22 protein-coding genes are annotated in these 25971 nt (G+C 70.2%); 10 read left to right on the top strand and 12 right to left on the bottom strand.

Annotation, left to right across the window (positions count from 1 at the left end):
• Window position 1: 1 nt before the first annotated feature.
• Window positions 2-796, bottom strand: coding sequence for an EAL domain-containing protein (locus BM140_RS02450; protein WP_091941565.1), 795 nt, complete (start codon window positions 794-796; stop codon window positions 2-4).
• A gap of 101 nt (window positions 797-897) precedes the next feature.
• On the opposite strand from BM140_RS02450, the gene BM140_RS02455 reads away from it, so the two are divergent.
• A complete protein-coding gene (locus BM140_RS02455; RefSeq protein WP_091941566.1) occupies window positions 898-3102 on the top strand; it encodes an FAD-dependent oxidoreductase in 2205 nt (734 codons plus the stop codon).
• A 245-nt stretch (window positions 3103-3347) separates the two neighbouring features.
• Window positions 3348-3512, top strand: coding sequence for a YqaE/Pmp3 family membrane protein (locus tag BM140_RS02460; RefSeq protein WP_091941568.1), 165 nt, complete (start codon window positions 3348-3350; stop codon window positions 3510-3512).
• Here BM140_RS02460 and BM140_RS02465 read toward each other — a convergent pair whose 3' ends face one another.
• The 3 genes from BM140_RS02465 to BM140_RS02475 are packed head-to-tail and all read right to left on the bottom strand — an operon-like array spanning window position 3513 to window position 6900.
• Window positions 3513-3983 (bottom strand): secondary thiamine-phosphate synthase enzyme YjbQ, encoded by a 471-nt coding sequence (locus BM140_RS02465; protein WP_091941570.1) that lies wholly within the window; start codon window positions 3981-3983, stop codon window positions 3513-3515.
• On the bottom strand, window positions 3980-5845 hold the full coding sequence (locus BM140_RS02470) for a cisplatin damage response ATP-dependent DNA ligase (RefSeq protein ID WP_091941572.1): 1866 nt from the start codon (window positions 5843-5845) through the stop codon (window positions 3980-3982). Before BM140_RS02470 ends, BM140_RS02465 begins: the two co-directional genes overlap by 4 nt.
• Window positions 5842-6900, bottom strand: a complete 1059-nt coding sequence (locus BM140_RS02475; protein WP_091941574.1) for a ligase-associated DNA damage response exonuclease — start codon at window positions 6898-6900, stop codon at window positions 5842-5844. The genes BM140_RS02470 and BM140_RS02475 overlap by 4 nt, the downstream gene beginning before the upstream one ends.
• Before the next feature lie 75 nt (window positions 6901-6975).
• On the opposite strand from BM140_RS02475, the gene BM140_RS02480 reads away from it, so the two are divergent.
• Window positions 6976-7938 carry a class I SAM-dependent DNA methyltransferase gene (locus BM140_RS02480; RefSeq protein ID WP_091941576.1) on the top strand — a complete coding sequence of 321 codons (963 nt, stop codon included), beginning with the start codon at window positions 6976-6978 and terminating at the stop codon, window positions 7936-7938.
• A gap of 65 nt (window positions 7939-8003) precedes the next feature.
• Complete coding sequence (locus BM140_RS02485) at window positions 8004-8765, top strand: YoaK family protein (protein WP_091941578.1); 762 nt, start codon at window positions 8004-8006, stop codon at window positions 8763-8765.
• A gap of 15 nt (window positions 8766-8780) precedes the next feature.
• Here the strand turns inward: BM140_RS02485 and arfB are convergent, their stop codons facing one another.
• Together arfB and BM140_RS02495 are read right to left on the bottom strand one after the other, a co-directional pair.
• On the bottom strand, window positions 8781-9206 hold the full coding sequence (gene arfB, locus BM140_RS02490) for an alternative ribosome rescue aminoacyl-tRNA hydrolase ArfB (protein WP_091941580.1): 426 nt from the start codon (window positions 9204-9206) through the stop codon (window positions 8781-8783).
• Between the two features lie 344 nt (window positions 9207-9550).
• Entirely contained in the window at window positions 9551-9829 is a 279-nt protein-coding gene (locus BM140_RS02495; RefSeq protein ID WP_091941582.1) for a BolA family protein, read from the bottom strand.
• A 151-nt stretch (window positions 9830-9980) separates the two neighbouring features.
• Here BM140_RS02495 and BM140_RS02500 point away from each other — a divergent pair, with 151 nt between their 5' ends.
• The 3 genes from BM140_RS02500 (at window position 9981) to cobT (ending at window position 13983) form a co-directional block, all read left to right on the top strand.
• On the top strand, window positions 9981-10670 hold the full coding sequence (locus BM140_RS02500) for a J domain-containing protein (protein WP_091941584.1): 690 nt from the start codon (window positions 9981-9983) through the stop codon (window positions 10668-10670).
• A 341-nt stretch (window positions 10671-11011) separates the two neighbouring features.
• The gene (cobS, locus tag BM140_RS02505) at window positions 11012-11995 is read left to right on the top strand and encodes a cobaltochelatase subunit CobS (protein WP_091941586.1); all 984 of its coding nucleotides are present in this window, start codon (window positions 11012-11014) and stop codon (window positions 11993-11995) included.
• Window positions 11996-12078: 83 nt separating this feature from the next.
• Window positions 12079-13983, top strand: coding sequence for a cobaltochelatase subunit CobT (cobT, locus tag BM140_RS02510; RefSeq protein WP_091941588.1), 1905 nt, complete (start codon window positions 12079-12081; stop codon window positions 13981-13983).
• 117 nt (window positions 13984-14100) lie between these two features.
• On the opposite strand, the gene BM140_RS02515 is transcribed toward cobT, so the two are convergent.
• Window positions 14101-15024, bottom strand: coding sequence for a transporter substrate-binding domain-containing protein (locus tag BM140_RS02515; RefSeq protein WP_091941590.1), 924 nt, complete (start codon window positions 15022-15024; stop codon window positions 14101-14103).
• 168 nt (window positions 15025-15192) lie between these two features.
• Here BM140_RS02515 and BM140_RS02520 point away from each other — a divergent pair, with 168 nt between their 5' ends.
• Window positions 15193-16956: a glycosyltransferase gene (locus BM140_RS02520; protein WP_244535255.1), complete on the top strand. Its 1764-nt coding sequence runs from the start codon at window positions 15193-15195 to the stop codon at window positions 16954-16956.
• On the opposite strand, the gene BM140_RS02525 is transcribed toward BM140_RS02520, so the two are convergent.
• From BM140_RS02525 to BM140_RS02535, 3 genes are all read right to left on the bottom strand, one after another.
• Complete coding sequence (locus BM140_RS02525; RefSeq protein WP_091941594.1) at window positions 16907-17500, bottom strand: SCO family protein; 594 nt, start codon at window positions 17498-17500, stop codon at window positions 16907-16909. The two genes, BM140_RS02520 and BM140_RS02525, sit on opposite strands and share 50 nt — an antisense overlap.
• 112 nt (window positions 17501-17612) lie before the next feature.
• Complete coding sequence (gene cysG / locus BM140_RS02530; protein ID WP_091941595.1) at window positions 17613-19067, bottom strand: siroheme synthase CysG; 1455 nt, start codon at window positions 19065-19067, stop codon at window positions 17613-17615.
• Window positions 19068-19175: 108 nt separating this feature from the next.
• Window positions 19176-21854 (bottom strand): nitrate reductase, encoded by a 2679-nt coding sequence (locus BM140_RS02535; RefSeq protein WP_091941597.1) that lies wholly within the window; start codon window positions 21852-21854, stop codon window positions 19176-19178.
• 237 nt (window positions 21855-22091) lie between these two features.
• Here BM140_RS02535 and BM140_RS02540 point away from each other — a divergent pair, with 237 nt between their 5' ends.
• On the top strand, window positions 22092-22532 hold the full coding sequence (locus tag BM140_RS02540) for a DUF779 domain-containing protein (RefSeq protein ID WP_091941599.1): 441 nt from the start codon (window positions 22092-22094) through the stop codon (window positions 22530-22532).
• 82 nt (window positions 22533-22614) lie between these two features.
• Here the strand turns inward: BM140_RS02540 and egtD are convergent, their stop codons facing one another.
• Window positions 22615-23592, bottom strand: coding sequence for an L-histidine N(alpha)-methyltransferase (gene egtD, locus BM140_RS02545; protein WP_091941601.1), 978 nt, complete (start codon window positions 23590-23592; stop codon window positions 22615-22617).
• A gap of 43 nt (window positions 23593-23635) precedes the next feature.
• Complete coding sequence (egtB, locus tag BM140_RS02550) at window positions 23636-24898, bottom strand: ergothioneine biosynthesis protein EgtB (RefSeq protein ID WP_091941603.1); 1263 nt, start codon at window positions 24896-24898, stop codon at window positions 23636-23638.
• Window positions 24899-25101: 203 nt separating this feature from the next.
• On the opposite strand from egtB, the gene murI reads away from it, so the two are divergent.
• Entirely contained in the window at window positions 25102-25971 is an 870-nt protein-coding gene (gene murI / locus BM140_RS02555) for a glutamate racemase (RefSeq protein WP_091941756.1), read from the top strand.

A 25971-nucleotide genomic window follows, 5' to 3' on the forward strand; every position in this document is an offset into this window, starting at 1 on the left:
GTCAGGCGACGCTGCGCAGCGTGCCCCCGGCCGCGAAGCCCGCGACCTCCGGCAGGGCCTCGAGGGCGGGCTTGGCGAAGTGGTAGCCCTGCATCAGGTCGATGCCGAGGCCGTGCAAAGCTTCGGCTTCGCCCGCCGTCTCGATCCCCTCGGCGATCACGCCGACGCCGAGGCCGCGGGCGATCTGCACGATCCCGCCGACGATGGTGCGGCGGCCCGCGTCGGTATCGCATCCGCGCACGAGATCCATGTCGATCTTGATCAGGTCGGGCCGGAAATTCGCCAGCAGGCCGAGGCCGGCATAGCCCGCCCCGAAATCGTCGAGCGCGGTGAGGAAGCCCTGGCGCCGGTACTCGGTGACGATCTTCTGCACATGGGCGATGTCGCGGAAGCGCTCGTTCTCGGTGAACTCGAAATGCAGCCGCTCATGACCGAAGCCGACGCGGCGGGCCGCCTCCAGCGAGGCGCGGATGCAGGCCGCCGGCTCGTAGACGGCGTTGGGCATGAAGTTGATCGACAGCTTGGTGTCGCTGCCCGCGGGGAACAGGCGCCCGGCGAGCTCGATGGCCTTGACCCGCGCGGCCTGATCGAACCGGTACAGGGTCTCTTCGGTGACCTGCGACAGGATCGAGCCCGCGCCCTCGCCGTGAGGGCCGCGCACCAGCGCCTCGTAGCCCCAGACCTGGCCCCGCGCGACATCGACGATGGGCTGGAACGCCATGGTGAAGGCGAAGCCGAGCTCGGTCCCGTCGCGGCAGGCTCGGCAGGCAAGGCGCGGCGCCGCAAGCGTATTCATCGATCGATCTCACGGGGTTGTCGTCACGGCGCCCTCACGGCCCATGACGGGTATCCCGTCTTAAGATTCCGATACGGCCCAGCTCACTTCGAGGCTCAGCGATGACCGAAGCTCCGACGAACTTCCGCTTCGAGACCGATGCCGACGGCATCGCGCTCGCGACCTGGGACATGCCGGGCCGCTCGATGAACGTCATCACCATGCAGGTGATGGACGAGCTGGAGGGGATCGTCGACGCGGTCGTCGCGGACGCCAACATCAAGGGCTGCGTCATCACCTCGGGCAAGCCCAACTTCTCGGGTGGGGCCGACCTGACCATGCTCCAGGGGCTGGGGGCCGAATACGAGCGCCTCAAGGCGTCCGCGGGCGAGGAGGCGGCCATGCGCCACTTCTTCGAGGAGTCGCGCCGCCTCAGCCTCGTGTTCCGCAAGCTCGAGACCTGCGGCAAGCCGTTCGCGGCCGCCGTCCAGGGCCTGTGCCTCGGCGGTGCCTTCGAACTGGCGCTCGCCTGCCATCACCGGGTGCTCGCCGACGACGACAAGACCCGCGTCGGGCTCCCCGAGATCAAGGTCGGGCTCTTCCCCGGCGGCGGCGGCACCCAGCGTGTCGCCCGCCTGATGCAGACCGGCGACGCTCTGCAGATGCTGTTCAAGGGCGAGCAGCTGCGTGCGCTGATGGCCAAGAACATGGGGCTCGCCCACGAGGTCGCCCCGGCCGCCGAGATCGTCGAGCGGGCGAAAGCCTGGATCAGGGACGGCGGCTCGGCGGTGGCCCCCTGGGACGTGCCGAAGTTCAAGGCGCCGTCCGGAAAGGTCTACTCGCCCGCCGGCATGATGATCTGGCCGCCGGCCAACGCGATCTACCGCCGCGAGACCCACGACAACTACCCGGCCGCCAAGGCGATCCTGGCCTCCGTCTACGAGGGCCTGCAGCTGCCGATGGATCTGGGCCTGCGGGTCGAGAGCCGCTACTTCGCCCACATCCTGCGCACCAAGGAAGCGCAGGCGATGATCCGCACCCTGTTCATCTCCATGGGCGAGATCAACAAGGGCGCCCGCCGCCCCAAGGACGTGGAGCCTTCGAAGATCGGCAAGGTCGGCGTCGTCGGCGCGGGCTTCATGGGCGCGGGGATCGCCTACGTCACCGCCCAGGCCGGCATGGAGGTGGTGCTCATCGACCGCGACCAGGCGGCGGCGGATGCCGGCAAGGCGCATTGCCACAAGCTCATCACCGGCCAGATCAACCGCGGCAAGGCCAAGACCGCCGACCGCGACGCGCTGCTCGCCCGCATCACCGCCACGCCCGACTACGCGGCGCTCGGCGATTGCGACCTCGTGGTCGAGGCGGTGTTCGAGGATCCGGCGGTGAAGGCCGAGGTGATCACCAAGGTCGAGGCGGCGTTGCCGGAGCACGCCATCTTCGCCTCCAACACCTCGACGCTGCCGATCTCGGGGCTGGCCAAGGTCTCCAAGCGCCCCGAGCAATTCGTCGGCATCCACTTCTTCTCGCCCGTCGAGAAGATGCTGCTCGTCGAGGTGATCCGCGGCACGCAGACCGGCGACCGCGCGGTGGCGACCGCGCTCGACTACGTGCGGGCGATCAAAAAGACCGGCATCGTCGTCAACGATGCCCGCGGCTTCTTCGCCAACCGCTGCGTGCTGGCCTACGTGCAGGAGGGCCACAAGATGCTGATGGAGGGCGTGCCGCCCGCCATGATCGAGAATGCCGGCCGCATGGCCGGCATGCCGGTGGGCCCGCTCTCGCTCAACGACGAGGTCGCCCTCGATCTCGGCCTCAAGATTCTCAAGGCCACCGAGGCGCAGCTGGGCTCCGCCGCCATCGACCCGGACCAGAAGCGGCTCCTGACCGAGATGGTCGAGAACCGCGGCCGGCTCGGGCGCAAGAACAAGCGCGGCTTCTACGACTACCCCGAGGGCGGCCAGAAGAAGCTCTGGCCGGGCCTGTCCGAAATCCAGCCGAACCGGCTCGACCCGGATTCGGTCGATGTCGCGGAGCTGAAGCACCGCTTCCTCGTGGTGCAGGCGCTGGAGGCCGCCCGCACGGTGCAGGAGGGCGTCGTCACCGACCCCCGCGAGGCCGATGTCGGCTCGATCCTCGGCTTCGGCTTCGCCCCGTTCACCGGCGGCGCGTTGTCCTACATCGACTTCATGGGGGCCGCCGCCTTCGTGGAACTGGCCCGCGCGCTCGAAGCCAAGCACGGCCCCCGCTTCACCCCGCCGGACAATCTTTTGGCCATGGCCGGCAACGGTGGGCGGTTCTACGACGCGTTGAAGCGGGCGGCGTAAAACGCGCCGCTAAAACCCTCCCCCCTCTGCGGGGGAGGGTGGCCCCCGAGGGGGGGCGGGAGAGGGGGGCGACGGTGCCGCTTGGCCGTCCTCGACGCGAATTCTCCTGAAGCGTCGCCCCCTCTCCCGCCTGCTCCGCAGGCACCCTCCCCCGCAGAGGGGGGAGGGTTGAGCGGAGGTGGTGGAACCCAACCCCGTCGCTTTCGTTCTTGGCCCGAGCCGCACACAGCGCTTGGAGCTACCCCTTGTCGACCCTTCTCAAGATCCTGATCGCGTTCTTCCTGCCGCCGATCTCGGTGCTGATGACGAACGGATTCGGATTGCAGTTCATCATCAACGTTGTGCTCTGCCTGCTGTTCTACATCCCCGGCTCGCTGCACGCCCTCTACCTGCTGCTGCGCGACCGCTGATCAGGCGCCTATCGCACTGAGGACGATCTCGCGCCGGTGACTCCGGTCGCGGTGCTCGATCAGATAGATCCCCTGCCACGTGCCGAGCGCGAGGCGCCCGTCGCGCAGGGGGATCGTGAGGCCGGAATCGGTCAGCATCGTGCGGATATGGGCCGGCATGTCGTCCGGCCCCTCCATCCCGTGGACGTAATGGCCGTGGCGCGGCGCGAGCCCGTCGAGGGCCGTCATCAGGTCGGTGCGCACGTCCGGGTCGGCGTTCTCCTGAATCGTCAGCGACGCCGAGGTGTGGCGGCAGAACACGCTGAGCACGCCCTGGCGGATGCCGCTGCGTTCCACGAAGGCGGCCACCGTCTCGGTAATCTCCGAAAAACCTTGGCCCGGCGTGGTGACGGTCACCGTCGCACTTGCCTGCCGGGTGACTTCGCCCGCGGAAAAACCTTCGAGCGGCCCGATCCGGCCCGATTGCCTCATTCCGATCCCTCCATCGTGGCGCCCGGGGCGATTTCCTTCTCGCCGCGGGCCAGGATGCGTTCCAGCACGTCGATCCGGTCGGCCTCCGCGGGCGGCTTGTCCCAGCGGATGCGGCTGACGCGGGGGAAGCGTAGGGCGACGCCCGACTTGTGCCGGGTCGAGCGCTGTACGCCCTCGAAGGCGATCTCCAAGACCAGCCCGGCCTCGCGCCCGTGGGTCACCTCGCGGACCGGGCCGAAGCGCTTGACCGTGTTGTTGCGCACATAACGGTCAAGCTTTTGCAGCTCGGCATCGGTGAAGCCGTGATAGGCCTTGCCGACCGGCACCAGCTCGTCGCCGGCCTCGCCCGCGCGCCAGCAGCCGAAGGTGTAGTCCGAGTAGAACGACGAGCGTTTCCCGTGGCCGCGCTGGGCGTACATCATCACGGCGTCGACGATGTGCGGCTCGCGCTTCCACTTCCACCACGGGCCCTTGGGGCGGCCCGGTAGGTAGGGGCTGTCGCGGCGCTTGAGCATCACGCCCTCGATGGCGTCGGCATCCGCCCCGGCCCCGACCGAGGCCGGGTCGGCGCGGGCCGCCGCGAGGTCCGGCCAGGTGGCGAAGGGCACGACCGGCGAGAGATCGATGCGGGCGTGGTCGAGATGCGTCACGAGCGCCTCGAGCCGCGCGCGGCGCTCCGCGAAGGGCAGCGTGCGCAGGTCTTCGCCGTCCGCCGCCAGCAGGTCATAGGCGCGGACATGGGCGGGGAAGTCCTCCAGCAGCTTGCCCGTCACCGCCTTCCGGTTGAGGCGCTGTTGCAGCACGTTGAAGCTCTGCACCCGGCGCTCGCGCAGGATCAGCAACTCGCCGTCGATGGCGCCGTCGAAGGTGATGGCCTCGGCGAGATCGGGGAAGGCGTGCGTGATGTCCTCTCCGGTGCGCGAATAGACCTTTCGGACTTGGCTTCCGTGGCTGTCGCGCCCGCCCGCGAGCTGGACGCGGATGCCGTCCCACTTCCACTCGGCGGAAAACGCCTCCGCATCGAGCTTGTCGAGGTCGGCTTCCTCCTCGATCGGGTGCGACAGCATCGGCGGGCGGAACGGGGCCGGGTTCAGGCTCTCGGGCCGCTCCCCTCGGCCCTCGACCCAGGCGAACAGCTCGGCGTAGGGCGGCTTCAACCCGTGCCAGACCTGCTCGACCGCATCCGCCTCGTGCCCGCCGAGCGCGCCGATCGCGGTCTTGGCCAGCCGCGCCGAGACGCCGACGCGCAGGTTGCCGGTGACGAGCTTGAGGAGGGCCCAACGCCCGGTCTCGTCGAGGGCGTCGAGCCAGCCGGCGAGGTGCTGGGGTAAGGCGCGCTTAGGGGTCGTGGCCAGCGTCTCGACCACCTCGGCGAGGGTGGGGACGTGCGGGGGCGGGTTGTTGTGACCCGGACCGGGTAACGGCCCTCCCCCCTCTGCGGGGGAGGGTGGCCCCCGAAGGGGGTCGGGAGAGGGGAACCCGGCTTCCGGAGATGTCTGGTCGAGGGCGGCCAAGCGGGGCCGTCGCTCCCCTCTCCCGCCCGCTCCGCGGGCACCCTCCCCCGCGGAGGGGGGAGGGTCTTGGTGCAGCGGCCCCGGCCAGATCAAGGCCGTCGTCTCCGCCAGATCGCCCACGTAATTGTGCGACAGCCCGAACAGCACCGGATCGACCCGCTCCTCCACCAATCCCCGGATCAGCGCGGGCTTGGCCTCGCGAAAGGTCAGCCCGCCGGTCATCGCGGCGAGCGCCCAGCCGCGCTCCGGGTCGGGCGTACCCGCAAAGAAGTCCTGCAGCAGCCGGAGCTTGGCGTTGCGGCGCGGCTCGTAGGCGAGGCGGTCGAGGAGGGCGGCGAAGTCGTTCACGACGAGGCCTCCTCCATGGCGGGGCTGGATGCCGGATCGGGCTCGGCCTCGCCGTCGTCGCCGTAGCCCAACAGATGCAGCGGCTTGGCCCGGATCCCTTGCGTGCCGCACCAATGCACCAGCGCGTCCTCCTGGCCGTGGGTGACCCACACCTCCTCCGCGCCGGTGTCCCGGATGGTGCGGCAGAGATCGGGCCAGTCGGAATGGTCGGAGATGACCAGCGGCAGCTCGACGCCCTTCTGGCGGGCGCGGGCTCGCACCCGCATCCAGCCCGAGGCGAAGGCGGTGACCGGATCGGGGAATTTGCGCGACCACAGGTCCTGGATCGACGAGGGCGGGCACAGCACGATCGCGCCGTGCAGGTTCTTGCGATCCGCGGCCACCACCTTCGGGGTCTCGCCGAGCGGGATGCCCTCGTCCTTGTAGAGCGCGGTCAGCCGCTCCATGGCGCCGTGCAGATGGATCGGCCGGTCCCAGCCCTCCTCCCGCAGCAGCGCCATCACCCGTTGCGCCTTGCCGAGCGCGTAGGCGCCGACGATGTGGGCCCGCTCGGGAAACAGCTTCACCGAGTCCAACAGCTTGCGGACTTCGTCCCGCGTGTCGGGATGGCGGAACACCGGCAGGCCGAAGGTCGCCTCGGTGATGAACACGTCGCAGGGCACGACCTCGAAGGGCAGGCAGGTCGGGTCGCTTGCCCGCTTGTAGTCGCCCGAGACGACGATCCTTCCGCCCTCCCCCTCGATGGCGATCTGCGCCGAGCCGAGCACGTGGCCGGCGGGCGCGAAGAACACGGTGACGTCGCCGATGCGCATCCGCTTGCCCAGCGGCGCCTCCTCGCGGCGGGCACAAAAATCCTCGCCGTAGCGGGTCGCCATGATGCGCAGGGTCTGGCCGGTCGCCAGCACCGCGCCGTGGCCGGCCCGCGCGTGGTCGGCGTGGCCGTGGGTGATCAGCGCCCGCTCCACCGGCCGGGTCGGATCGACATGGAAACGCCCGAGCGGGCAATAGAGCCCTTCCCGCGTCAGGGTGAGGAGATCGGAGGCGCGCTTCGGCATCGTCCGGGATATAGGGCGCCGTTCCGCCGAACCGTCAGTTCAAGCCCCGTCGCCAAGCCCCGCTGCCATACCCCGATGTCGCATCAGCGCTCCTCCGGAAACCTCCTCGCCGACCGGCGCTACGCCTATGCCGAGGCCTGCCTCGCGGAAGGGCATGCGGACGGCGCCGCCGAGATGGCCGAGCAGGCGCTGGAGATGGCGCCCGACTATGCGCCCGCCTGGGTGCTGCTGGGGCGCGCCCGCGCCGCCTCGTTCGCGAAAAGCGGCACCGAGACGGAGCAGGCGGCGGCGCTGGCGGCGTTCGGACGCGCGCTGGCGCTCGATCCCGACGACGCGCTCGGCAGCCGCCTGCATCTGGCGGCCCTGGGCGCCGCCGAGGCCGCCACCGCCATCGGCTTGGGCTATGTCCGGGCGCTGTTCGAGGGCTACGCGCCGCGCTTCGAGCGCCATCTCGTGGACGAACTCGGCTATCGCGGGCCGCAGATGATGGTGGAGGCCCTCGACGCCCTCGCGGAGGCACCGCGCCGCTTCCCCCGCGCGCTCGATCTCGGCTGTGGCACCGGCCTGATGGGCCGGGCGCTGGAGGGCCGTGTCGACACCCTCGCCGGCTGCGACCTGTCCCCGGCGATGCTGGCGCAGGCCCGCCGCACCGGGCTCTATGCCCGCCTCGTCGAGGCCGACCTCGTCGCCTTCCTCGCCGCCGAGCCGCCGGGCTCGGCCGACCTCATCACGGCGGCGGACGTGTTCATCTATCTCGGCGACCTCGCGCCCGCGCTCAGGGGCATCGCCCGCGCCCTCGCGCCGGGGGGACTCGCGGTCCTCACCGTGCAGTCGCCGCAGGCGGATGAGGGCATCGTGCTCGGGGCCGACGGGCGCTACGCCCACGGGGACGCCCACCTGCACGCGTCGGCGAGGCAAGCGGGCCTCGCCGTTGCTGCAATGCGTCAGGCCGGAATCCGGCGGCAAAACAGAGTTGACGTTCCAGGGCGGATTCTCATCCTACAAAAAAGCTTGAATGTGCCGGATCACTCATCTTGATCGCGCGAATGCAACGATACGGCTTTGGTTCCGTTGTGCTGCGCAGCATCAATCCAAGGTGAACGATGGCCGACACGACGAACAAGGCATTTCCGGCGAGCCCGGTGACGCGCGTCCCCTTCGCGCTGGCGCTGGCCGGACTGGCGGGAACGGCCGATTCCATCGGCTTCCTGGAATTCTCGCAGCTGTTCATGTCGTTCATGAGCGGCAACACCACCCGCTTCGGCGTCGCCGTCTCCAGCTACGACTGGGAGGGTACCACGCGCTTTGCCAGCGTCATCGCGATCTTCTGTTTCGGTGCCTTCCTCGGCACGCTGATCGCCGCGTGGTCGGGCCGCTGGCGGCTGTCGGTGCTGCTGATCATCCAGGCGGTGCTGTTCGGCGTCGGCCTCTACGTCCCGTTCGGCACCGACGCCTTCCCGCTCCACGCCTATCCGATCGTGCTCGCCCTCGGCATCCAGAACGCGACCCTGCAGGACGAGGCGGGCCGCAGCCTCGCGCTCACCTACGTCACCGGCACGGTGGTGCGCTTCGGCGCGGGCGTGGCCAACATCCTGCTCCACAAGCCGGCGCCCTCGTTCTGGATCCAGGCGCCGCTCTGGGGTGCGCTCAGCACCGGGGCGGTCGTCGGCGGCTTCCTGCATCACTGGTTCGGCGAGCAGGCGTTCCTGTTCCCGGCGGGTTTCGCCGCGCTGCTGGCCCTCGTCTCGCTGGTGCTGTCGATCGCTCTGAAGGATACGCCCTACGTCTCGGGCTGGGCGGCGCCGCAGCCCGACGCCCATCCGGAGGCCAAGCCGACCGCGACGGTGCCGGCCGGCAACGCCTGACGCGCCGGCTCGTCCTCAGCCCTCGTCCCCCGGGCCACCGCGCAGCCGCTTGATGCTGCCGCGGTGGCTCTTCGATTCGAGCCGGCGCTTCTTCGAGGCGAGCGTCGGCCGGGTCGGGCGCCGGGGCGTCGGCGGCACCGCCGCCTCGGCCACCAGGGCGGCCAGCCGCTCGCGGGCATCCGCCCGGTTGCGCTCCTGGGTGCGGAAGCGCTGGGCGTTGATGACGAGCACGCCCTCCCCCGTCAGCCGCTTTCCGGCGAGCCGCATCAGCCGCACCGCCACCGCGTCCGGCAGGCTGCGCGAGCGGCGCACGTCGAAGCGCAGCTGCACGGCGGTCGAGAGCTTGTTGACGTTCTGCCCGCCGGGACCGGAGGCGCGCACGAAGCTCTCCTCGATCTCCGAGTCGTCGATTTCGATCAGCGGCGTGCAGACGAGCGCCACGGCGCCCTCCCCTCGTTAAACTAAGGTCAAAACTTCATCGGCTCGCTATGTTGGGGACGCTTCCGACCTTGAGCAGCCGTTCTGCTTATCGAGTGGCTTGCCCGGCCTTGGTCGCGGGCCAACCTGTTTTGCTATCAGGATCACGCCCGAAACGGCGCCTATGATAACTCCGAGGGGTACGGTGAGCACACTTAAGAGGGCGCTCTCCACGTCGCCGTGATCCCCGAGATAATAGGAAGCGACCCAGCCCAACCCATATCCGAGTGACACAAGGACAGCTGCGACCACGAGGCTAAGCACGATGCGCTTCGGCCTTTGCCGAAATCCGGTTGCCACCTTTCCGGCTAGCCCGCCTCGGCCGGCGTGCGGGCCCGCACGGCCAGCGCGTGCAGGCCCCGTTTAAAGGCCTCGTCCAGCAAGGTATTCACCATCCGGTGGCGCTCGACCCGGCTCTTGCCGTCGAAGGCCGCCGAGACGACGTCCAGCCGGAAATGCGTCTCTCCCTCCGGCCGCGCTCCCGCATGGCCTGCATGGAGATGGGATTCGTCGATCACCTCCAGCGCCTGCGGCGCGAGTTCGGCGCTCAGGCGCCCGGCGATCCAGTCCCTCAGGGTCTCGGCCATTTTCGAACGTCCCTTCGGTTTCTTTTCGGTCTCGCGCGCCGGCATTCGCGCCGTCCCGCGCCGTCCGGGCGTCAAGCCCGCATCGATGCATGCGTCATCAGGCCCGACGGCCTTGTCCGTCGGCGCGTCCGCCCCTCATAATCGGCCCGTCATGGATCTCAACTCGCCCCTGTTCGACAGCATCCGCATCAAGCCGACCTGCGACGACCCCAAGGACGGCTCGAAGGCGAGTCCGAAGGGGGGCCGGGCGGGCGCGAAGGCGAGCGCGAGCGCCACCACCGAAGCTACCTGCGAGGCGCCGGGCTGCACCGGGGCGGGCCTCTACCGCGCGCCCAAGGGGCGCAAGCAGGAGGGGCAATATTACCGCTTTTGCATCGATCACGTGCGCGCCTACAACGCCGCCTACAATTACTTCGACGGCATGAACGACGCCGCGGTCGAGGCCTATCAGAAGGACGCGATGGTCGGCCATCGTCCCACTTGGTCGATGGGCGTGAACGCCGCCACCGGGACCGACAAGACGAGCAAGAAGCCGGAGGGCGAGCGCGATTGGGCCTATGCCGACCCGCTCGGCGTCCTGCGCGCCAACGGGTTGGGCGGCTCGGGCCGGCGGCAGGCGGCGCCCGAGCCGCAACGCCCGCGCCACACGGCTGCCGTGACCAAGGCGCTCGACGTGATGGGCCTCGACGAGAACGCCGATACCGCGGCGATCAAGGCCCAGTACAAGACCCTGGTGAAGCGCTTCCACCCGGATGCCAACGGCGGCGACCGCTCGTTCGAGGAGCGCCTGCGCGACATCATCCGCGCCCACGACGTGCTGCGCGCCGCCGGGATGTGCTGATGCGCGGCACGAAGGATGCACGCGGCGCCGGTCTCCATCGTCGCGGCGAGGGCGGACATTCCGCGTCGGCTTCCTATATCGCGCCTCAAGCGCCTTGACGCCCTACCCCCCTTGGCGATGCCGAGGGCCGGCGATTAAGGATGACGGCCCTTAGAGCGCATTCCGACGAAGTGGGCACCGGTTCGTCGAAAGAATGCGCGCCAAACAAATACCGAGAGCCGTGCCCGACCCGAAGTGGTCGGGCACGGCTCTCGGCCCGTAGAGTCGACGATCCCGAGACGATGCAAAGCGCGACCGCGCCGGGCCCGATGCCCCCGCCGGCCGCACCGATGAGGTTCCGTATGCTGTCCGACGAAACGCCCGCTTCCCTGCCCGACCGTCAGGTCTCCGTCCGCGAGGTGTTCGGCATCGACCTCGACCTCAAGGTCCCGGCCTTCTCGGAGCCCGAGGAGCATGTGCCGGATCTCGACCCGGATTACATCTTCGACCGCGAGACCACGTTGTCGATCCTGGCGGGCTTCGCCAAGAACCGCCGCGTCATGGTCACGGGCTATCACGGCACCGGCAAATCGACCCATATCGAGCAGGTCGCGGCGCGGCTGAACTGGCCCTGCATCCGGATCAACCTCGACAGCCACGTCTCGCGCATCGACCTCGTCGGCAAGGACGCCATCGTCCTGAAGGACGGCAAGCAGGTCACCGCCTTCCAGGACGGCATCCTGCCCTGGGCGCTGCAGAACAACGTCGCGCTGGTGTTCGACGAGTACGATGCCGGCCGCCCGGACGTGATGTTCGTGATCCAGCGCGTGCTGGAGGTCTCCGGCCGGCTGACCCTGCTCGACCAGAAGCGCGTCATCCGCCCGCATCCGGGCTTCCGCCTGTTCGCCACCGCCAACACGGTGGGCCTGGGCGACACGTCGGGCCTCTATCACGGCACCCAGCAGATCAACCAGGGCCAGATGGACCGCTGGTCGATCGTCACCACGCTCAACTACCTGCCGCACGACCGCGAGGTCGACATCGTGTTGTCGAAAGCGACGCACTACCAGGGCGAGGGCGGGCGCGACACGGTGAGCCGGATGGTCCGCGTGGCCGACCTCACCCGCAACGCCTTCATGAACGGCGACCTCTCCACCGTGATGAGCCCGCGCACGGTCATCACCTGGGCCGAGAACGCCGACATCTTCCGCGACATCGGCTTCGCGTTCCGGGTGACGTTCCTGAACAAGTGCGACGAGCTGGAGCGCCCGCTGGTGGCCGAGTTCTACCAGCGCGCCTTCGGCAAGGAATTGCCCGAGAGCGCGCTCAACGTCGCGCTGAGCTGACACGGGCCGAGCCGCGGCGCCCGTGGCCGCGGCTCATGTTCGAGGGCGAGTCCCGATCCCGCTTCCGGTGAATCCGTAACGCCATGGCCCTGACCAACCGCAACAAGTCCGGCGAGCGCAAGGAGCCCGGGGCCGAGCCGCTGAAGCGCTCGGTCGCCGGGTGCCTGCGCGCCCTCGCCAAGCGGCCCGAGATCGAGGTCACCTATGCCAGCGACCGGCCGGCGCTGATCGGCGACAAGGCGCGCCTGCCCGAGCCGACCCGGCGGCTGACCGCCGAGGATGCCGCGATCCTGCGCGGCCATTCGGACTCGATGGCGCTGCGCCTCGGCTGCCACGACACCGGCGTCCACCGCCGCCTCGCCCCGGAGAACGCGGCGGCCCGCGCCGTCTACGACGCCGTCGAGCAGGCCCGCGTCGAGGCGATCGGCTCGCGGCGCCTCGCGGGCGTGGCCTCCAACATCACGGCGATGCTGGAGGACCGCTACCACCGCGGCGGCAAGTACGAAAACATCACCGACCGGGCCGACGCGCCGATGGAGGACGCGGTCGCCCTGATGGTGCGCGAGCGCCTGACCGGTCAGGCCCCGCCCCCGGCCGCGGCCCGGATCGTCGAATTGTGGCGCGAGCATATCGAGGCGCGGGCGGGGAAAAACCTCGACGGCCTGCTCGGCGCGATCGAGAACCAGCGCGGCTTCGCCCGCTCGGTGCGCGATCTGCTCTCCTCCCTCGACATGGCCGACGAGACGCCGCTCGATCAGGACGACGAGACCGACGAGGACGAGAACCAGGCCCAGGACGACGAGCAGACCCCGAGCGAGGGCGAGGCCGAGGAGAAGAGCCAGGGCGACCGCGCCGAGGTCGAGGTGACCGACGAGGCCGCCGACGAACTCGAGGAAGGCGCCACCGAATCCGCCGACGCGCCCTCGGGCGAGATGCCCGAAGAGGCCGAGGACGCGGAATCGGAGGAAGCCTCCGAATCCTGGCGCCCGCCGACCAACCGCGGCAACGAGCGCACCGGGCCGGATTACCGTGTCTACAATCCGCGCTTCGACGAGGTCATCGAGGCCGAGGAGCTGTGCGACGCCGAGGAGCTGACGCGCCTGCGCAGCTACCTCGACAAGCAGCTCGCCCATCTCCAGGGCGTGGTCGGACGCCTCGCCAACCGCCTCCAGCGCCGCCTGCTGGCGCAGCAGAGCCGCGCCTGGGAGTTCGATCTCGAAGAGGGCCAGCTCGACCCGGCGCGCCTCGTCCGCGTCGTCACCGATCCGTTCCAGCCGCTCTCGTTCAAGCGCGAGAAGGACACGAATTTCCGCGACACCGTCGTCACGTTGCTCCTCGACAATTCCGGCTCGATGCGCGGGCGCCCGATCACGGTGGCGGCGACCTGCGCCGACATCCTGGCCCGCACACTGGAGCGCTGCGGCGTCAAGGTCGAGATTCTGGGCTTCACCACCCGCGCCTGGAAGGGCGGCCAGAGCCGCGAGGCGTGGCTGGCCGGCGGCAAGCCGGGCAATCCCGGCCGCCTCAACGACCTGCGCCACATCGTCTACAAGTCGGCCGACGCCCCCTGGCGCCGCGCGCGAAAGAACCTCGGGCTGATGATGCGCGAGGGACTTCTGAAGGAGAACATCGACGGCGAGGCCCTCGACTGGGCGCACAAGCGCCTGCTCGCCCGCCCCGAGCAGCGCCGCATCCTGATGGTGATCTCCGACGGCGCGCCGGTCGACGACTCGACCCTCTCGGTCAATCCCGGCAACTATCTGGAGCGCCACCTGCGCTACATGATCGAGGAGATCGAGACGCGCTCGCCGGTGGAGTTGCTCGCCATCGGCATCGGCCACGACGTGACGCGCTACTACCGCCGCGCCGTGACGATCATCGACGCCGAGGAGCTCGGCGGGGCGATGACCGAGAAGCTGGCCGAGCTGTTCGAAGAGGATGCCGGCGGCGGCCGCATGGCGCCGCGGCGGGCGGCCGGGGGGCGGTAGGTCTCGGTCTCAGCGGGTTTCCGAAAATTCCTCTCGGGTGCAGCCTCATTCCCCCTCTCCCCGCGTGCGGGGCGAGGGGATGCGCCGACGGCGGGCGGGATCAAATGGAAGCGGCGTTCAGAACGGGCTCACCGGAAAGAACCGCAGATACAATTCCGCGTACTTCCCGTCGTCCCACACCCGCTGGAGCGCATCGTCGAGCGCCCGCGACAGCGCCGCGTCCTCGGTGCGGGTGACGAAGCCGATGCCCTCGCCGAAGTAGCGGTTCTCTAGATAGTCGCCGCCGACGAAGGCGCAGCACGCCTCCGAGTCCTGGCCGTTGAACCAGAGGGCGAGGTTGAGCCCGTCGGCAAAAAGATACTCCACCTCGCCGCGCTTGAGCGCACCCTCCGCCGTGGTGAGATCGGGAAACGTCTTGCGGACGGCCTTCGGGAAGAAGGCCTTCAGGTAAGCCTCGTGCGCGCTGCCCTCGACCGCGCCGACGCTCCGGTCGGCGAGTGCGGCGGCCGAGGGGACGGGTAGGCTGCCGCCGTTGCGGACGGCGAAGCGGGCCGGCCAGCGGAAATACGGGCGGGTCGCCAGGAAGCGGGCGCGGAGCGCCGGCGTCAGCGGCATCGCGGCGGCGACCACGTCGCCTTGCTTGTCGTTGAGCGCGTCGAGCAGGGTGTCGAAGCGGCGGGCCTGGACCGTGCAGGAGATCGCGAGGCGCTCGCACACCGCGCGGGCCAGTTCCACCGAAAAGCCGGTCGGCGCTCCGTCCGGGCCGGCGAAGTGGAGCGGCGGGAACTCGTCGTCGGTCATGAACCGCACCGCCCGGCCGGTCTGCGGCGCGTCCACCCGCTCGCCGCGGGCGCGGGGGTTCCAGAAGTTCGGGATGGTGACGGAGGGCGCCGCCGCGGGTGCCGGCTGTTGCGCCTGCGCAACGCTCGCGAGCAAAAGGTTAACGCATGTTAACACAATCGCGCTCAACCCCAGGCCGCGTCTTGACGCGTGGGTTGAGGCGGTGGAGCGATACACGTGCGTAGAGAGGTCTCGGCCCATGCCTCTCCCTAGCACGGCGCGGGCCCACAGGGAGCCGCCGCCCTGTTCCACTTCGCTCGATCGATCCCGCTGCCGACGGAAATCGGCTTTCTCGTCGGCTTCATTCCGCTCGCGACCCTGCATCGCGCCGCCGCGCTCGCTCAAACGCTCGGGACCGATGCCGCGACGGTGCTCCTCAACGAGGGTCGGATCGCCGAGGACGATTTCTACCGCGCGCTGGCCCGCCGTCTCGGCAGCGATTTCCTCGACGGTCCGATCCGGCTCGGCGAAGGCTTGCGCTACCCGCAGGTTCTCACCGTCGGCGCTGCGCCCCTCGCCGCCGGTCACGCGCAAAAGATCGTCGCCGCGCCGCGCGGCACGGCGATCGCCCGGCTGATCGAGGCGGCGCCGCGCCTGGAGCATCGGCCCGCGATCACCACGCCGACGCGGCTGCGCGAGGCGGTTTTCGCCCAATACGGGACAAGCATCGTCGAAGAGGCCGCCGACGGGCTCACCCGTCGCCGTCCCGAATGGTCGTGCCGGCCCGGTCCCCGGACTCTCGACCTGACGCTCGCCGGCCTCGTGTTCGCCTGCGTGCTGCTGCTGACCCGATTGCCGACGCTGACCGGTCTCATCCTGCTGATGCTGATCCAGGCCGGCATGCTCGCCATGCTCACCGTCCGCCTCGCCGCGGCAGGAATTGCGGGCACGGCGGTCGAACCGGCCTCCGATCTGCTGCCGGACGAGGCCTTGCCGACCTACACGGTGCTGGTGGCGCTCCATCGCGAGGCCGCCGTGCTTCACCGCCTCGTCTATTCGCTCGCGCGACTCGACTACCCGGCGGCCAAGCTCGACATCAAGTTCCTGCTGGAGGTGGACGATGCCGAAACGCGCACCGTCCTCCGCGCGGTGCCGCTGCCGGCCCGGTTCGAGGTCGTGGTCGTGCCGGACGGGCAGCCCCGCACCAAGCCGCGGGCGCTCAACGCCGGCCTGCCGCTGGCCCGGGGGGAGCATCTCGTGGTCTACGACGCCGAGGACGTGATCGCGCCGGATCAACTGCGCCGCGCCGCCACCCTGTTCGCCCGCGCGCCCGCCTCCACCGCCTGCCTGCAGGGCCATCTCGTCATCGACAACCCCGGCGACGGGCTGCTGCAGCGCCTCTTCGCCATCGAATACGCGGCCCTGTTCGAGGTGCTGGGGCCGGCGCTCGCCGCATGGCGCGTGCCGACGCCGCTGGGCGGCACCTCCACCCATTTCCGCACCCGCGTGCTGCGGGAACTCCACGGCTGGGACGCCTGGAACGTCACCGAGGATGCCGACCTCGGCATGCGGCTGGCGCTTGCCGGCTACCATGTCGGCGATCTGCCGAGCGCGACCTACGAGGAGGCGCCGAAACACCTCAAAGCGTGGCTGCGCCAGCGCACCCGCTGGATGAAGGGGTTCCTGCAGACGAGCTTCACCCACGCCCGCGACCCGCTGGCGACGTGGCGCCGGCTCGGGGCCGTCGAGAGCCTGTGCGCCCTGGCGCTCCTGCCCGGGACCGTCGCCTCGGCCCTGTTCTACCCGTTCATGATGGGGCCGGGGCTCGCCGAACTCATCCTCGGCGCGCCAGGGCCCGAGGCCGGCCTGCTGACGCACGCGACCTATGCCGGTGCCTGGACGATCTTTCTGGGCGGCCTCGCCGCGATCCTGATTCCCGGCTTCATCGGCTGCCATCGCCGGGGCTGGCGCGACCTGATGGGGTTCGTGCCGCTGCTGCCGTTCTACTTCCTGCTGGTGAGCGCCGCCGCGTGGCTCGCGGTGATCGAACTCGCCCGCCATCCCCACCGCTGGAACAAGACCGAGCACGGCCTGTCGCGCACCTCGCGCTCGGGCGCCCTGGGCCGGGGCGTGATGTCCGGCGTCACAGCCGCTTGCTCAGCTCCGCGGCCGTCTCCTTCGGCGGCCGGTTGAGGGCCACCGCGCCGACGAAGCCGTTGTTGGCATCCATCAGGTAGACCAGCGCGGTGTGCTCCATGGTGTAGTCGTCGCCCTGCCCCGGCACCTTCTTGGCGTAGGCCCGGAAGGTCTTGACCGCCGCCGCCACCTGTTCCGGGCTGCCGGTGAGGCCGACGATGCGCGGATCGAAACTCGCCAGATAGGTCTTCAGCGTCTCCGGCCGGTCGCGCTCGGGATCGACGGTGACGAAGGCGACCTTCAGCCGATCCGCCTTCGGGCCCATGGCGGCCAGCACGTCGCTGATCTGCTGCAGCGTCGTCGGGCAGACGTCCGGGCAATGGGTGAAGCCGAAGAAGGCGAGATAGGGCCTGCCGGCGAAGTCACGCTCGGTCACGGTCTTCCCGTCCTGGTCGACCAGGGTGAAGGGCCCGCCGATCCCGCTCGCGGCGACCCCCTGGCGGGCCTGCGGCACCAGGGTGATCACGGCGGCGGCCGAAAGCGCGACAAGTCCCGCCACGAAGGCGGCGAGGGGCAGGAGGACGCGGCGGGACGGGCGCATGGGGTGTTCGCTTCGGGCGGGCAACGCGGGAGGCCGCATCATCACGGCCGGACCCGACCCTGCAACCCCCTTGCGCGTCGCGGCGGCATTTCGCTGCCGCAGGACGCCGCCCTCAGGACGCCGCCTGCAATTCCGGCCCCGGAAGCGCCGAGCCGGCCTCGCGGCGGCCCAGCGCCTCGCCGACCATCAGGATCGCCGGGCCTTCGAAGCCGGAGGCCTCGACCTTCCCGGCGAGGTCGGCGGCGGTGCCGGCGACCGTCTGCTGGTTGGGCCGGGTGGCGTTGAACACCACCAGCGCCGGCGTCGTCGGCGCGAGGCCCTCGCTGACCGCCCGCTCCAGGAGCGCGCCGAGGGTCCGCTTGGGCATGTAGACCACGGTGGTGACGCTGCGATCCGCCAGCGCCCCCCAATTGAGGTCGTCGGGCAGCGCCCCGCGGCGGTCGTGGCCGGTGACGAATTGCAGGCGCCGGGCCGCGTCGCGGTGGGTCAGCGAGACGCCGAGCGCGGCCGCCGCCCCCTGCGCCGCCGAGACGCCGGGCACCACGGTGCAGGGGATGCCGGCGAGCCGGCAGGCCTCGATCTCCTCGCCGGCCCGGCCGAACACCAGCGGATCGCCGGATTTCAGCCGCACCACCTGCTTGCCGGTCTTGGCGAGCGAGACCATCAGGGCGTTGATGTCGTCCTGGCGGCAGGAGGGACCGTGCCCGGTCTTGCCGACCAGCATCGTGCGGGCCTCGCGGCGGGCGTAGTCGAGGATCTCGGAGGCGACGAGGTCGTCGTAGAGGATCACGTCGGCGTTGCGCAGGGCCCGCAATGCCTTGAGGGTCAGCAGCTCGGCATCGCCCGGCCCGGCACCGACCAGCGTGACGGCTCCGCCCAGCGGCAGCGCCTCGGCCTGCCCCATCAGCTCGTCGAGGTCGGCTTGCGTCGGGGCGCGATCCGGCTCGGCGAAGGCGCGGTCGGTAAAGCGCTCCCAGAAACCGCGCCTCTCCGAAAAACCGTGGAAGCGGGCCGAGACGGTCTCGCGCCAGTCACGCGCCGCGCCGACCCAGTGCTTGAAGCCGCGCGGCAGCATCGCCTCGATGCGCGCCCGCACGGTCTGACCGAAGACCGGGGCGGCGCCCTCGGTCGAGATGCCGACGACCAGCGGCGAGCGGTTGACGATGGCGCCGAACTTCACGTCGCACAGATGCGGCCGGTCCACCGCGTTGACGATGGCGCCGGCCTTGCGCGCCTCGGCGACGAAGGCGATGCAATCGTCCTCGTCCTCCATCGCGCCGATGGCGAAGGCGGCGCCGTGCAGGTCCTCGGGGGTCCAGCGGCGCTCGTGCAGGGTCACCGAGCCGGCGGCGATCTCGGCCGGCACGCCGCGCAGTTCCTCGCTCGGCTCCTCGGCATAGACATCGACGCGGGCGCCCGCAGCGGCGAGCAGCTTGACCTTCCACGGCGCGCCGCCGTTGGAGCCGGCGAGCACCGCCCGCTTGTCCTGGAGCGGCACGAAGACCGGCAGCACCGCCAGCGGCTCGAGGCCGGCGCGGGTTTCGCGGGGTTGGCGGGGTGTGCTCATGGGCTTCGACGCGGACTTCGTTGCTCGATGGGGCCGTCGCCTGCTCGACGAAGACCGGCGCGCTCCCCTCCCCCTTGCGGGGGAAGAGCGGGTCGCGAAAACTTGCGCTCAGGCGGCGTTGCGCGCAAGCGCTCCGGGCAGCAGCTTGCGAATCTCGGGGATGCACGAGCCGCAATTCGTCCCCGCCTTACAGGCCGCGCCCACCGCTTCGACCGAGCCGGCGCCCCCGGCGATGCAGCCCGTGATGATATCGAGGCCGACGCCGTGGCAGGCGCAGACCACCGGGCCGGCGGACGCCGTCGCGGCGCGTCCGGAGAGCAGCGTGCGCCGGTCCACCGCCTCGATGTCGGGTTGGGCGAAAACCTGCTTGGCGAGTTCCCAATCCGGCCGCCTTTCGCCCGGCGCGACCGAGAGGGCGGCGACGAGCTTGCCGTCGCCGTAGACGGCGCAGCGGTAGAGCCCGCGGGCGTGATCGACGTATTCGGCGAGTTCCTGGCCCGGAAACAGCCCGCGGATCGCCAGCGCCATCTCGCGCGAGCCTTCCTGCGTGGCGAACAGCAGGCCCGAGCCGCCGGAGACGGTGGCCCGCGCCCACCACCAGCCGGGGGGCGGGGTGAGCGGCGTGCGGGTGAGGAGATAGCCGCGGGAGCGGTAGGCGACCGGCTCGATGGAAGCCGGCGTCGCCTTCAGTTCGGGCTGGCCGGAGACCGGATCGGTCACGCCGCGGGCCAGCGCCGCGGCACGGCCGTCGGAGGCGGTCATGTCGCTCCAATGCATCGGCACGAAGACCGAGCCCGGCCGCACGCCGTCCGTCACCGTGACTTCGAGCGTTGCGGTGCCGGCTTCCGTCATCACCTTCGCGAAGCCGCCGTCCTTGAGGCCGAAGCGGGCCGCGTCGTCGGGATGGACCTCGACGAAGGGCACGGCGCGGTGGCCCGACAGCCGTTGGCTTTTGCCGGTGCGGGTCATGGTGTGCCAGTGGTCGCGCACCCGGCCGGTGTTGAGCACCAGCGGGCGCTCCGGGGTGGCGGCCTGCGCCAGAGCCGGGGGCTGCACCGCCACGAAGCGGGCGCGCCGGTCGAAGGTGAAGAAGCGCCCGTCGGCGAAGAGCCGGGCGCGGCCCTTGGCTTCGCGCTTCGGCAGCGGCCATTGCGCCGGCCGATGCGCGTCGTAGGCGCGGTCGGTGAGGTCGGCCAAGCCCCCGATGTCGAAATCGCGGGTGCCGTCGTTTTCGAAGGCCGAGAGCGCGGCGTGCTCGCGGAAGATCTCGGCGGCGGAAGCGTAGGCGAAGCTGTCGCCGTAGCCGAGGCGGCGGGCGACGTCGCCCATGATCGCCCAATCGGCCCGCGCCTCGCCCGGGGCTTTCAGGAAGGCGCGCTGGCGCGAGATGCGGCGTTCCGAATTCGTCACGGTGCCGTCCTTCTCGCCCCAGGCGAGCGCGGGCAGCAGCACGGTCTTCTTCGCTTGGGCCCGCGCGCTGTCGCTGGTCGCGACGGCCTCCGACACGACGTAGAGGTCGAGCCCGGCAATCGCGTCGCGGATGCGGTCGGCCCGCGGCATCGAGACCAGCGGGTTGGTGCCCATCACCCAGAGCGCCTTGATCTTGCCCCGCTCGATCGCCTCGAACAGCGCCACCGCCTTCATCCCCTCGCCGGTGATGATGTTGGGCGCCTTCCAGAACCGGCGGACGCGGTCGACCTCTTCGGGGGCGAAATGCATGTGGGCGGCCAGCATGTTGGCCAAGCCCCCGACCTCGCGCCCGCCCATGGCGTTGGGCTGACCCGTCAGCGAGAGCGGGCCCATGCCGGGCCGGCCGATCCGCCCGGTGGCGAGGTGGCAATTGATGATGGCGTTGCCCTTGTCGGTGCCCTGGGCCGACTGGTTCACGCCCTGGCTGAAGCCGGTGACGACCTTTTGGGTCTTTGCGAAGAAGTCGAAGAAGGCCTGGACCTCGGCCTCCGTGAGGCCGGTCGCCTGGGCGGTGGTCGCGACGTTCGGGGCGATCTGCCGGGCGCGCTCGATGGCGCCGTCGAAGCCGGCGGTGTGCTCCTCGATGAAGCGCAGATCGAGTTTGCCGGCCCCGGCGAGATGGACGAGCAGCCCGGAGAACAGGGCGGTGTCGGTGCCGGGCGCGATCCCGAGATGCAGGTCGGCTTCCTCACCGGTCTGGGTGCGGCGGGGATCGACCGTGACGATCTTCGTGCCGCGTTTGTTGCGCGCGTCGATCATCCGGCGGAACAGGATCGGGTGGCACCATGCGGCGTTGGAGCCGACCAGCACGATCAGGTCGGCCTCGTCGAGATCCTCGTAGCAGCCCGGTACGGTGTCGGAGCCGAAGGCGCGGCGGTGGGCCGCCACCGCCGACGACATGCACAGCCGGGAGTTCGTATCGACGTGAGGCGTGCCGAGAAAGCCCTTCGCGAGCTTGTTGGCGACGTAATAATCCTCGGTCAGCAACTGGCCCGAGAGGTAGAAGGCGATCGAATCCGGCCCGTGCCGTTCGGCGATTCTTTTCAGGCCACCCGCGACGGCACCCAGCGCGCCCTCCCAGGAGGCGGCCTGCCCGTCGACCATGGGCTTCAGCAGCCGGTCCCGGAGGTCGACGGTCTCGCCGAGCGCCGAACCCTTGGAGCAGAGCCTTCCGAAATTCGCCGGATGCTCGGGATCGCCGGCGATTCCCACCCCGCCCTGCCCGTCCGGCGTGGCCAGCACGCCGCAGCCGACCCCGCAATAGGGGCAGGTCGTCTTCACCGCAGGCGCGGCGAGAGCGGGAGACGGTTGGGTCATCACGGATCCTCGGCGGATTCTTCTCGAGGTCCGGTGAGCAAGGATCGGGCCGGCTGCCATGCGCGCGGCTCCGCCATCGGGGTGGGACGGCGCATCGTTGGCGGTCGGGCCGCCTGCACCCAAGGGCGAATGTCGGGGGCTCGGCCGCTCTGCTAGTCTCGTCTCCAACACCGGCTTCGTGGAAATCCGCCGAGCCGGCCTCAGATAACGACAACGACATCACAGGGAGACGCGACCATGAGCGAGCAGGCGCCCCACCCGGCCGAGGCGGTCGATCCGGTCACCGCCGAGCAGGCCGACAACGCGGGCACGCCGCTTCGCGTGACGGCGACGCCGGCCGCCCTGGAACTGATCGCGGAGCTGAAATCCGAGTACGGCCCGGTGATGTTCCACCAATCGGGCGGCTGCTGCGACGGCTCCTCGCCGATGTGCTACCCCGTGGGCGACTTCATCACCAGCGACGGCGACGTGCATCTCGGCCAGGTCGGGGGCGCGGATTTCTTCATCTCGCGCTCGCAGTTCGGGGTCTGGAAGCACACCCACATCATCCTCGACGTGGTGCCCGGCCGCGGCGGCATGTTCTCCCTGGAAAACGGCCGCGAGAAGCGGTTCCACATCCGCTCGCGGCTGTTCTCCCAGGCCGAGAACGAGGCACTGGCCGGCGCTTGCCGGCTCTGAGGATCGGTGCGGGTTTCGATCCGCGCCGGAACCTCAGCGCGCCCTCACGCTGCCCGCGCACCGTCCCCGGCCGGAGCGAGGCTCAGCCGGCGCGCCGCAGGGCATGGACCGAGAACAGGCCCTCGGAATCGGTCCAGGCGTCGAGCGCCGACCAGCCGGCCCGCGCGGCGAGCGCCCGGAAGCTGGCAATCGTGTACTTGCAGCTGTTCTCGGTGTGGATCGACTCGCCCTCGGCAAACGCGAAGGCGCGGCCCGCCACGTGGATCGTCTGCGCCGCGCGGCTGACGAGATGCATCTCGATGCGCGATTGCGCCTCGTTGAAGACGGCGCGGTGCGCGAAACTGCCGGGATCGATGTCGCCGTGAAGCTCCCGGTTGATCCGGTGCAGCAGGTTGAGGTTGAACGCCGCGGTGACGCCGGCCGCGTCGTCGTAGGCGGCCTCCAGCACGTCGCGCTCCTTCACCAGATCGACGCCGACGATCAGCGTCGCCCCCTCCCCCAGGATGCGGCCGAACCCGTCGAGGAGCCGGACGGCCTCCGCCGGCTCGAAATTGCCGATGGTCGAGCCGGGGAAGAAGCCGGCGAGCGGCCGGCCGGACAGGCTCGGCGGCAGGGCGAAGGGCCGGGTGAAGTCGGCCGCCACCGGCTCGATCGGGAGATCGGGGAAATCGGCCTTCAAGACCTCGGCCTGCTCGTGCAGGAACTCGCCGGAGACATCGACCGGCACGTAGGCCGACAGGCCGGGCAGGTGCCTCAGCAGGCGGCGCAGCTTCACCGTGGAGCCGCTGCCGAACTCGACCAGCGCCGCCCCTTCCGGCAGATGCTCCGCGATCTCGGGGCCCCGCTCGTCGAGGATGCGCAGCTCGGTCCGGGTCGGGTAGTATTCCGGCAGGACCGTGATTTTTTCGAAGAGGGCCGACCCGGCTGCGTCGTAGAAGTACTTGGCTGACAGGGTTTTTGGGTTTGCCCCCAGCCCGTCCCACACGTCGGTGAGGAACAGGCCGTTCTCGGGCAGCGGAAGGGTTCGAGCGTCGGCGCTCAGGCGGGGATCGATCGTCACGAGGGCACTCCGTCTGAGCGGCGGACAGGTCGGAAGGGATGCGTCAGGCGAGCGCGTCCGCGAGCCTGAGGCCCGTGAACTGCCAACGCTGATGGGGGTAGAAGAAGTTGCGGTAGCCGATCCGCGCATGGCCCTCGGGGGTCGCCACCGAGGAGCCGCGCAGCACATACTGGCCCGACATGAACTTGCCGTTGTATTCGCCCAGCGCCCCGGAGACCGGGCGGTAGCCCGGATAGGGGCCGTAGGCGCTGCGGGTCCATTGCCAGACGAGGCCGAAGGCGTCGTCGATCAGGTTTTTCCGCGCAGCGACTTCCCATTCGGCTTCCGTGGGGAGGTCGCGGCCGGCCCAGCGGGCATAGGCGTCGGCCTCGAAATAGCTGACATGGCGCACCGCTTCGTCCGGATCGACGGGTTGGCGCCCGGCGAGCGTCATGATCGACCAGCCCTCGCCTTCACGGCGCCAGTAGCCCGGCGCCTCCCAGCCGTCGCGCTGGACGCAGAGCCAGCCGTCGTTGAGCCAGAGTTCGGGCCGGCTGTAACCGCCGTCGTCGATGAAGCCGAGCCAGTCGCGGTTGGTCGCGAGATTGCGGTCGATCGAACCACCGAGGATCAGGGTCTCGTGGCGCGGGCTCTCGTTGTCGAAGGCGAAGCCGGTGCCGTCATGGCCGATCCGGGCGATGCCCTTTTCGAGGGCAGATTTTTCGGCTTTTGCCCGCGGTTTGGGCGTTGCCCAGGCGGCGTCCACGACGGGGTCGAGGGGGTTCTGCGCAAAGGCGTGCAGGATGTCGGTGTGCATCAATTCCTGATGCTGCTGCTCGTGATAGAGCCCAATCTCCAGCACCGGCAGGATTTTTTGGAGGGCCTCATCGGAGGCCTCGCGCAGCATCACCGTGACGGCGCGGTCGACATGGGCGCGGTAGCCCGCCGTCTCTTCCGCGGTCGGCCGGGTGATCATGCCCCGCAGGAAGCGCGGCTGCCGCGGGCCGGCCTGCACGTAATAGGAATTGAACAGGTAGTGCAGGCGCTCGTCGTAGGGGCGATAGCCCGGCAGGTGCTCGGCCAGCAGGAATTGCTCGAAGAACCACGTCGTGTGAGCGCGATGCCACTTGGTCGGGCTCGCATCCTCCATCGACTGGATCTGCTGGTCTTCCGGCGAGAGCGGGGCGGCGCGCCGCTCGGTCTCGTCGCGCACGGTCCGGAAGGCGGCGATCCAGGCGTCGCGGTCGGCAGGCCGTGCATCGAGGGGCGGCGGCGGGAAGGCCGCGCCCTGCGGCCCGGAGTGAGGAAGTGCTGCGCTGGCGGCCATTCGGAAAAACTCCTTCCCCGTTGGACGACGCAGATAGATGCCGTTGGCTGCAGGGCAACGCGCCAGCGTGGCTGTCCGTTCGTCGCACCCTGCTTCAGCCAGGGGGAAGCGCGGCCTTTTTGCAGCCGCAGTGAGGTGTCCTTAACCCTCGCGCCCGGAGACTATGCTTTTCCACGCGCCGCGAGCGGGCCCGGGTGACGGTCATGCGGATCGATCTGATGGCAGGGGCGACACTTCCGATCTCACGCGCGGCGCGACAGCCGCAGCCGGTCGTTCTCGTGTTCGATTCCGGCCTCGGCGGGCTCACCGTGCTGGAGCAGGTGCGCCGTGCCCGGCCCGACGCCGCTTTCGTCTACGCCGCCGACGACGCGGCCTTCCCCTACGGACGCCTCTCCGAGCCGCAACTCGTGGCCCGCGTGCTCGCCGTCATGGAGCGGCTGATCGCGCGCCATAGCCCCGATCTCGTGGTGATCGCCTGCAACACCGCCTCGACATTGGTACTGCCGGCGCTCCGCCAGCGCTTCGTCACGCCCTTCGTCGGCGTGGTGCCGCCGATCAAGCCCGCCGCCGCGCTCACCCGCTCGGGGCTGGTCTCGCTGCTCGCCACGCCCGGCACCGTGGCCCGCGCCTATACCCGCGACCTCGTCAAGAACTACGCCGCGACCTGCGCGGTGAGCCTCGTCGGTTCGGTCAACCTCGCCCGCTACGCCGAGGCCGAGATGGCCGGCGCGCCGGTCTCGGATGCCGCCATCCTCGCTGAGATCGCTCCCTGCTTCGACGAGCGCGAGGACGGGCGGCGCACCGACGTGGTGTGCCTGTCCTGCACCCATTACCCGCTGCTGCTGTCCCGGTTCGAGCGCCTCGCCCCCTGGCCGGTGACGTGGATCGACCCGGCGCCCGCCATCGCCCGCCGGGTGGTGCAACTGCTCGGCGAGGCCGGGCCGGCGGAGGCGCCGGAGGCGTTCGCGGTCTTCACCGGCGGGAATGGCCTCACCCCGGCGCTCGCCCGCGCGCTGATCGGGCGGGGCTTGGCCGAAACGACGGTCGAGGCGATGCCGCTGGCCGCGGATTGA

Source organism: Methylorubrum salsuginis, from assembly GCF_900114375.1.
In the GTDB taxonomy this organism is placed as follows: domain Bacteria; phylum Pseudomonadota; class Alphaproteobacteria; order Rhizobiales; family Beijerinckiaceae; genus Methylobacterium; species Methylobacterium salsuginis.

Excerpts from the sequence above, each read along its gene's own strand:
- BM140_RS02450 (WP_091941565.1), bottom strand. The coding sequence starts at position 796 with ATGAATACGCTTGCGGCGCCGCGCCTTGCCTGCCGAGCCTGCCGCGAC.
- BM140_RS02455 (WP_091941566.1), top strand. The coding sequence starts at position 898 with ATGACCGAAGCTCCGACGAACTTCCGCTTCGAGACCGATGCCGACGGC.
- BM140_RS02465 (WP_091941570.1), bottom strand. The coding sequence starts at position 3,983 with ATGAGGCAATCGGGCCGGATCGGGCCGCTCGAAGGTTTTTCCGCGGGC.
- BM140_RS02475 (WP_091941574.1), bottom strand. The coding sequence starts at position 6,900 with ATGCCGAAGCGCGCCTCCGATCTCCTCACCCTGACGCGGGAAGGGCTC.
- BM140_RS02480 (WP_091941576.1), top strand. The coding sequence starts at position 6,976 with ATGTCGCATCAGCGCTCCTCCGGAAACCTCCTCGCCGACCGGCGCTAC.
- BM140_RS02485 (WP_091941578.1), top strand. The coding sequence starts at position 8,004 with ATGGCCGACACGACGAACAAGGCATTTCCGGCGAGCCCGGTGACGCGC.
- BM140_RS02495 (WP_091941582.1), bottom strand. The coding sequence starts at position 9,829 with ATGGCCGAGACCCTGAGGGACTGGATCGCCGGGCGCCTGAGCGCCGAA.
- BM140_RS02500 (WP_091941584.1), top strand. The coding sequence starts at position 9,981 with ATGGATCTCAACTCGCCCCTGTTCGACAGCATCCGCATCAAGCCGACC.
- cobS (WP_091941586.1), top strand. The coding sequence starts at position 11,012 with ATGCTGTCCGACGAAACGCCCGCTTCCCTGCCCGACCGTCAGGTCTCC.
- cobT (WP_091941588.1), top strand. The coding sequence starts at position 12,079 with ATGGCCCTGACCAACCGCAACAAGTCCGGCGAGCGCAAGGAGCCCGGG.
- BM140_RS02515 (WP_091941590.1), bottom strand. The coding sequence starts at position 15,024 with ATGGGCCGAGACCTCTCTACGCACGTGTATCGCTCCACCGCCTCAACC.
- BM140_RS02525 (WP_091941594.1), bottom strand. The coding sequence starts at position 17,500 with ATGCGCCCGTCCCGCCGCGTCCTCCTGCCCCTCGCCGCCTTCGTGGCG.
- cysG (WP_091941595.1), bottom strand. The coding sequence starts at position 19,067 with ATGAGCACACCCCGCCAACCCCGCGAAACCCGCGCCGGCCTCGAGCCG.
- BM140_RS02535 (WP_091941597.1), bottom strand. The coding sequence starts at position 21,854 with ATGACCCAACCGTCTCCCGCTCTCGCCGCGCCTGCGGTGAAGACGACC.
- BM140_RS02540 (WP_091941599.1), top strand. The coding sequence starts at position 22,092 with ATGAGCGAGCAGGCGCCCCACCCGGCCGAGGCGGTCGATCCGGTCACC.
- egtB (WP_091941603.1), bottom strand. The coding sequence starts at position 24,898 with ATGGCCGCCAGCGCAGCACTTCCTCACTCCGGGCCGCAGGGCGCGGCC.
- murI (WP_091941756.1), top strand. The coding sequence starts at position 25,102 with ATGCGGATCGATCTGATGGCAGGGGCGACACTTCCGATCTCACGCGCG.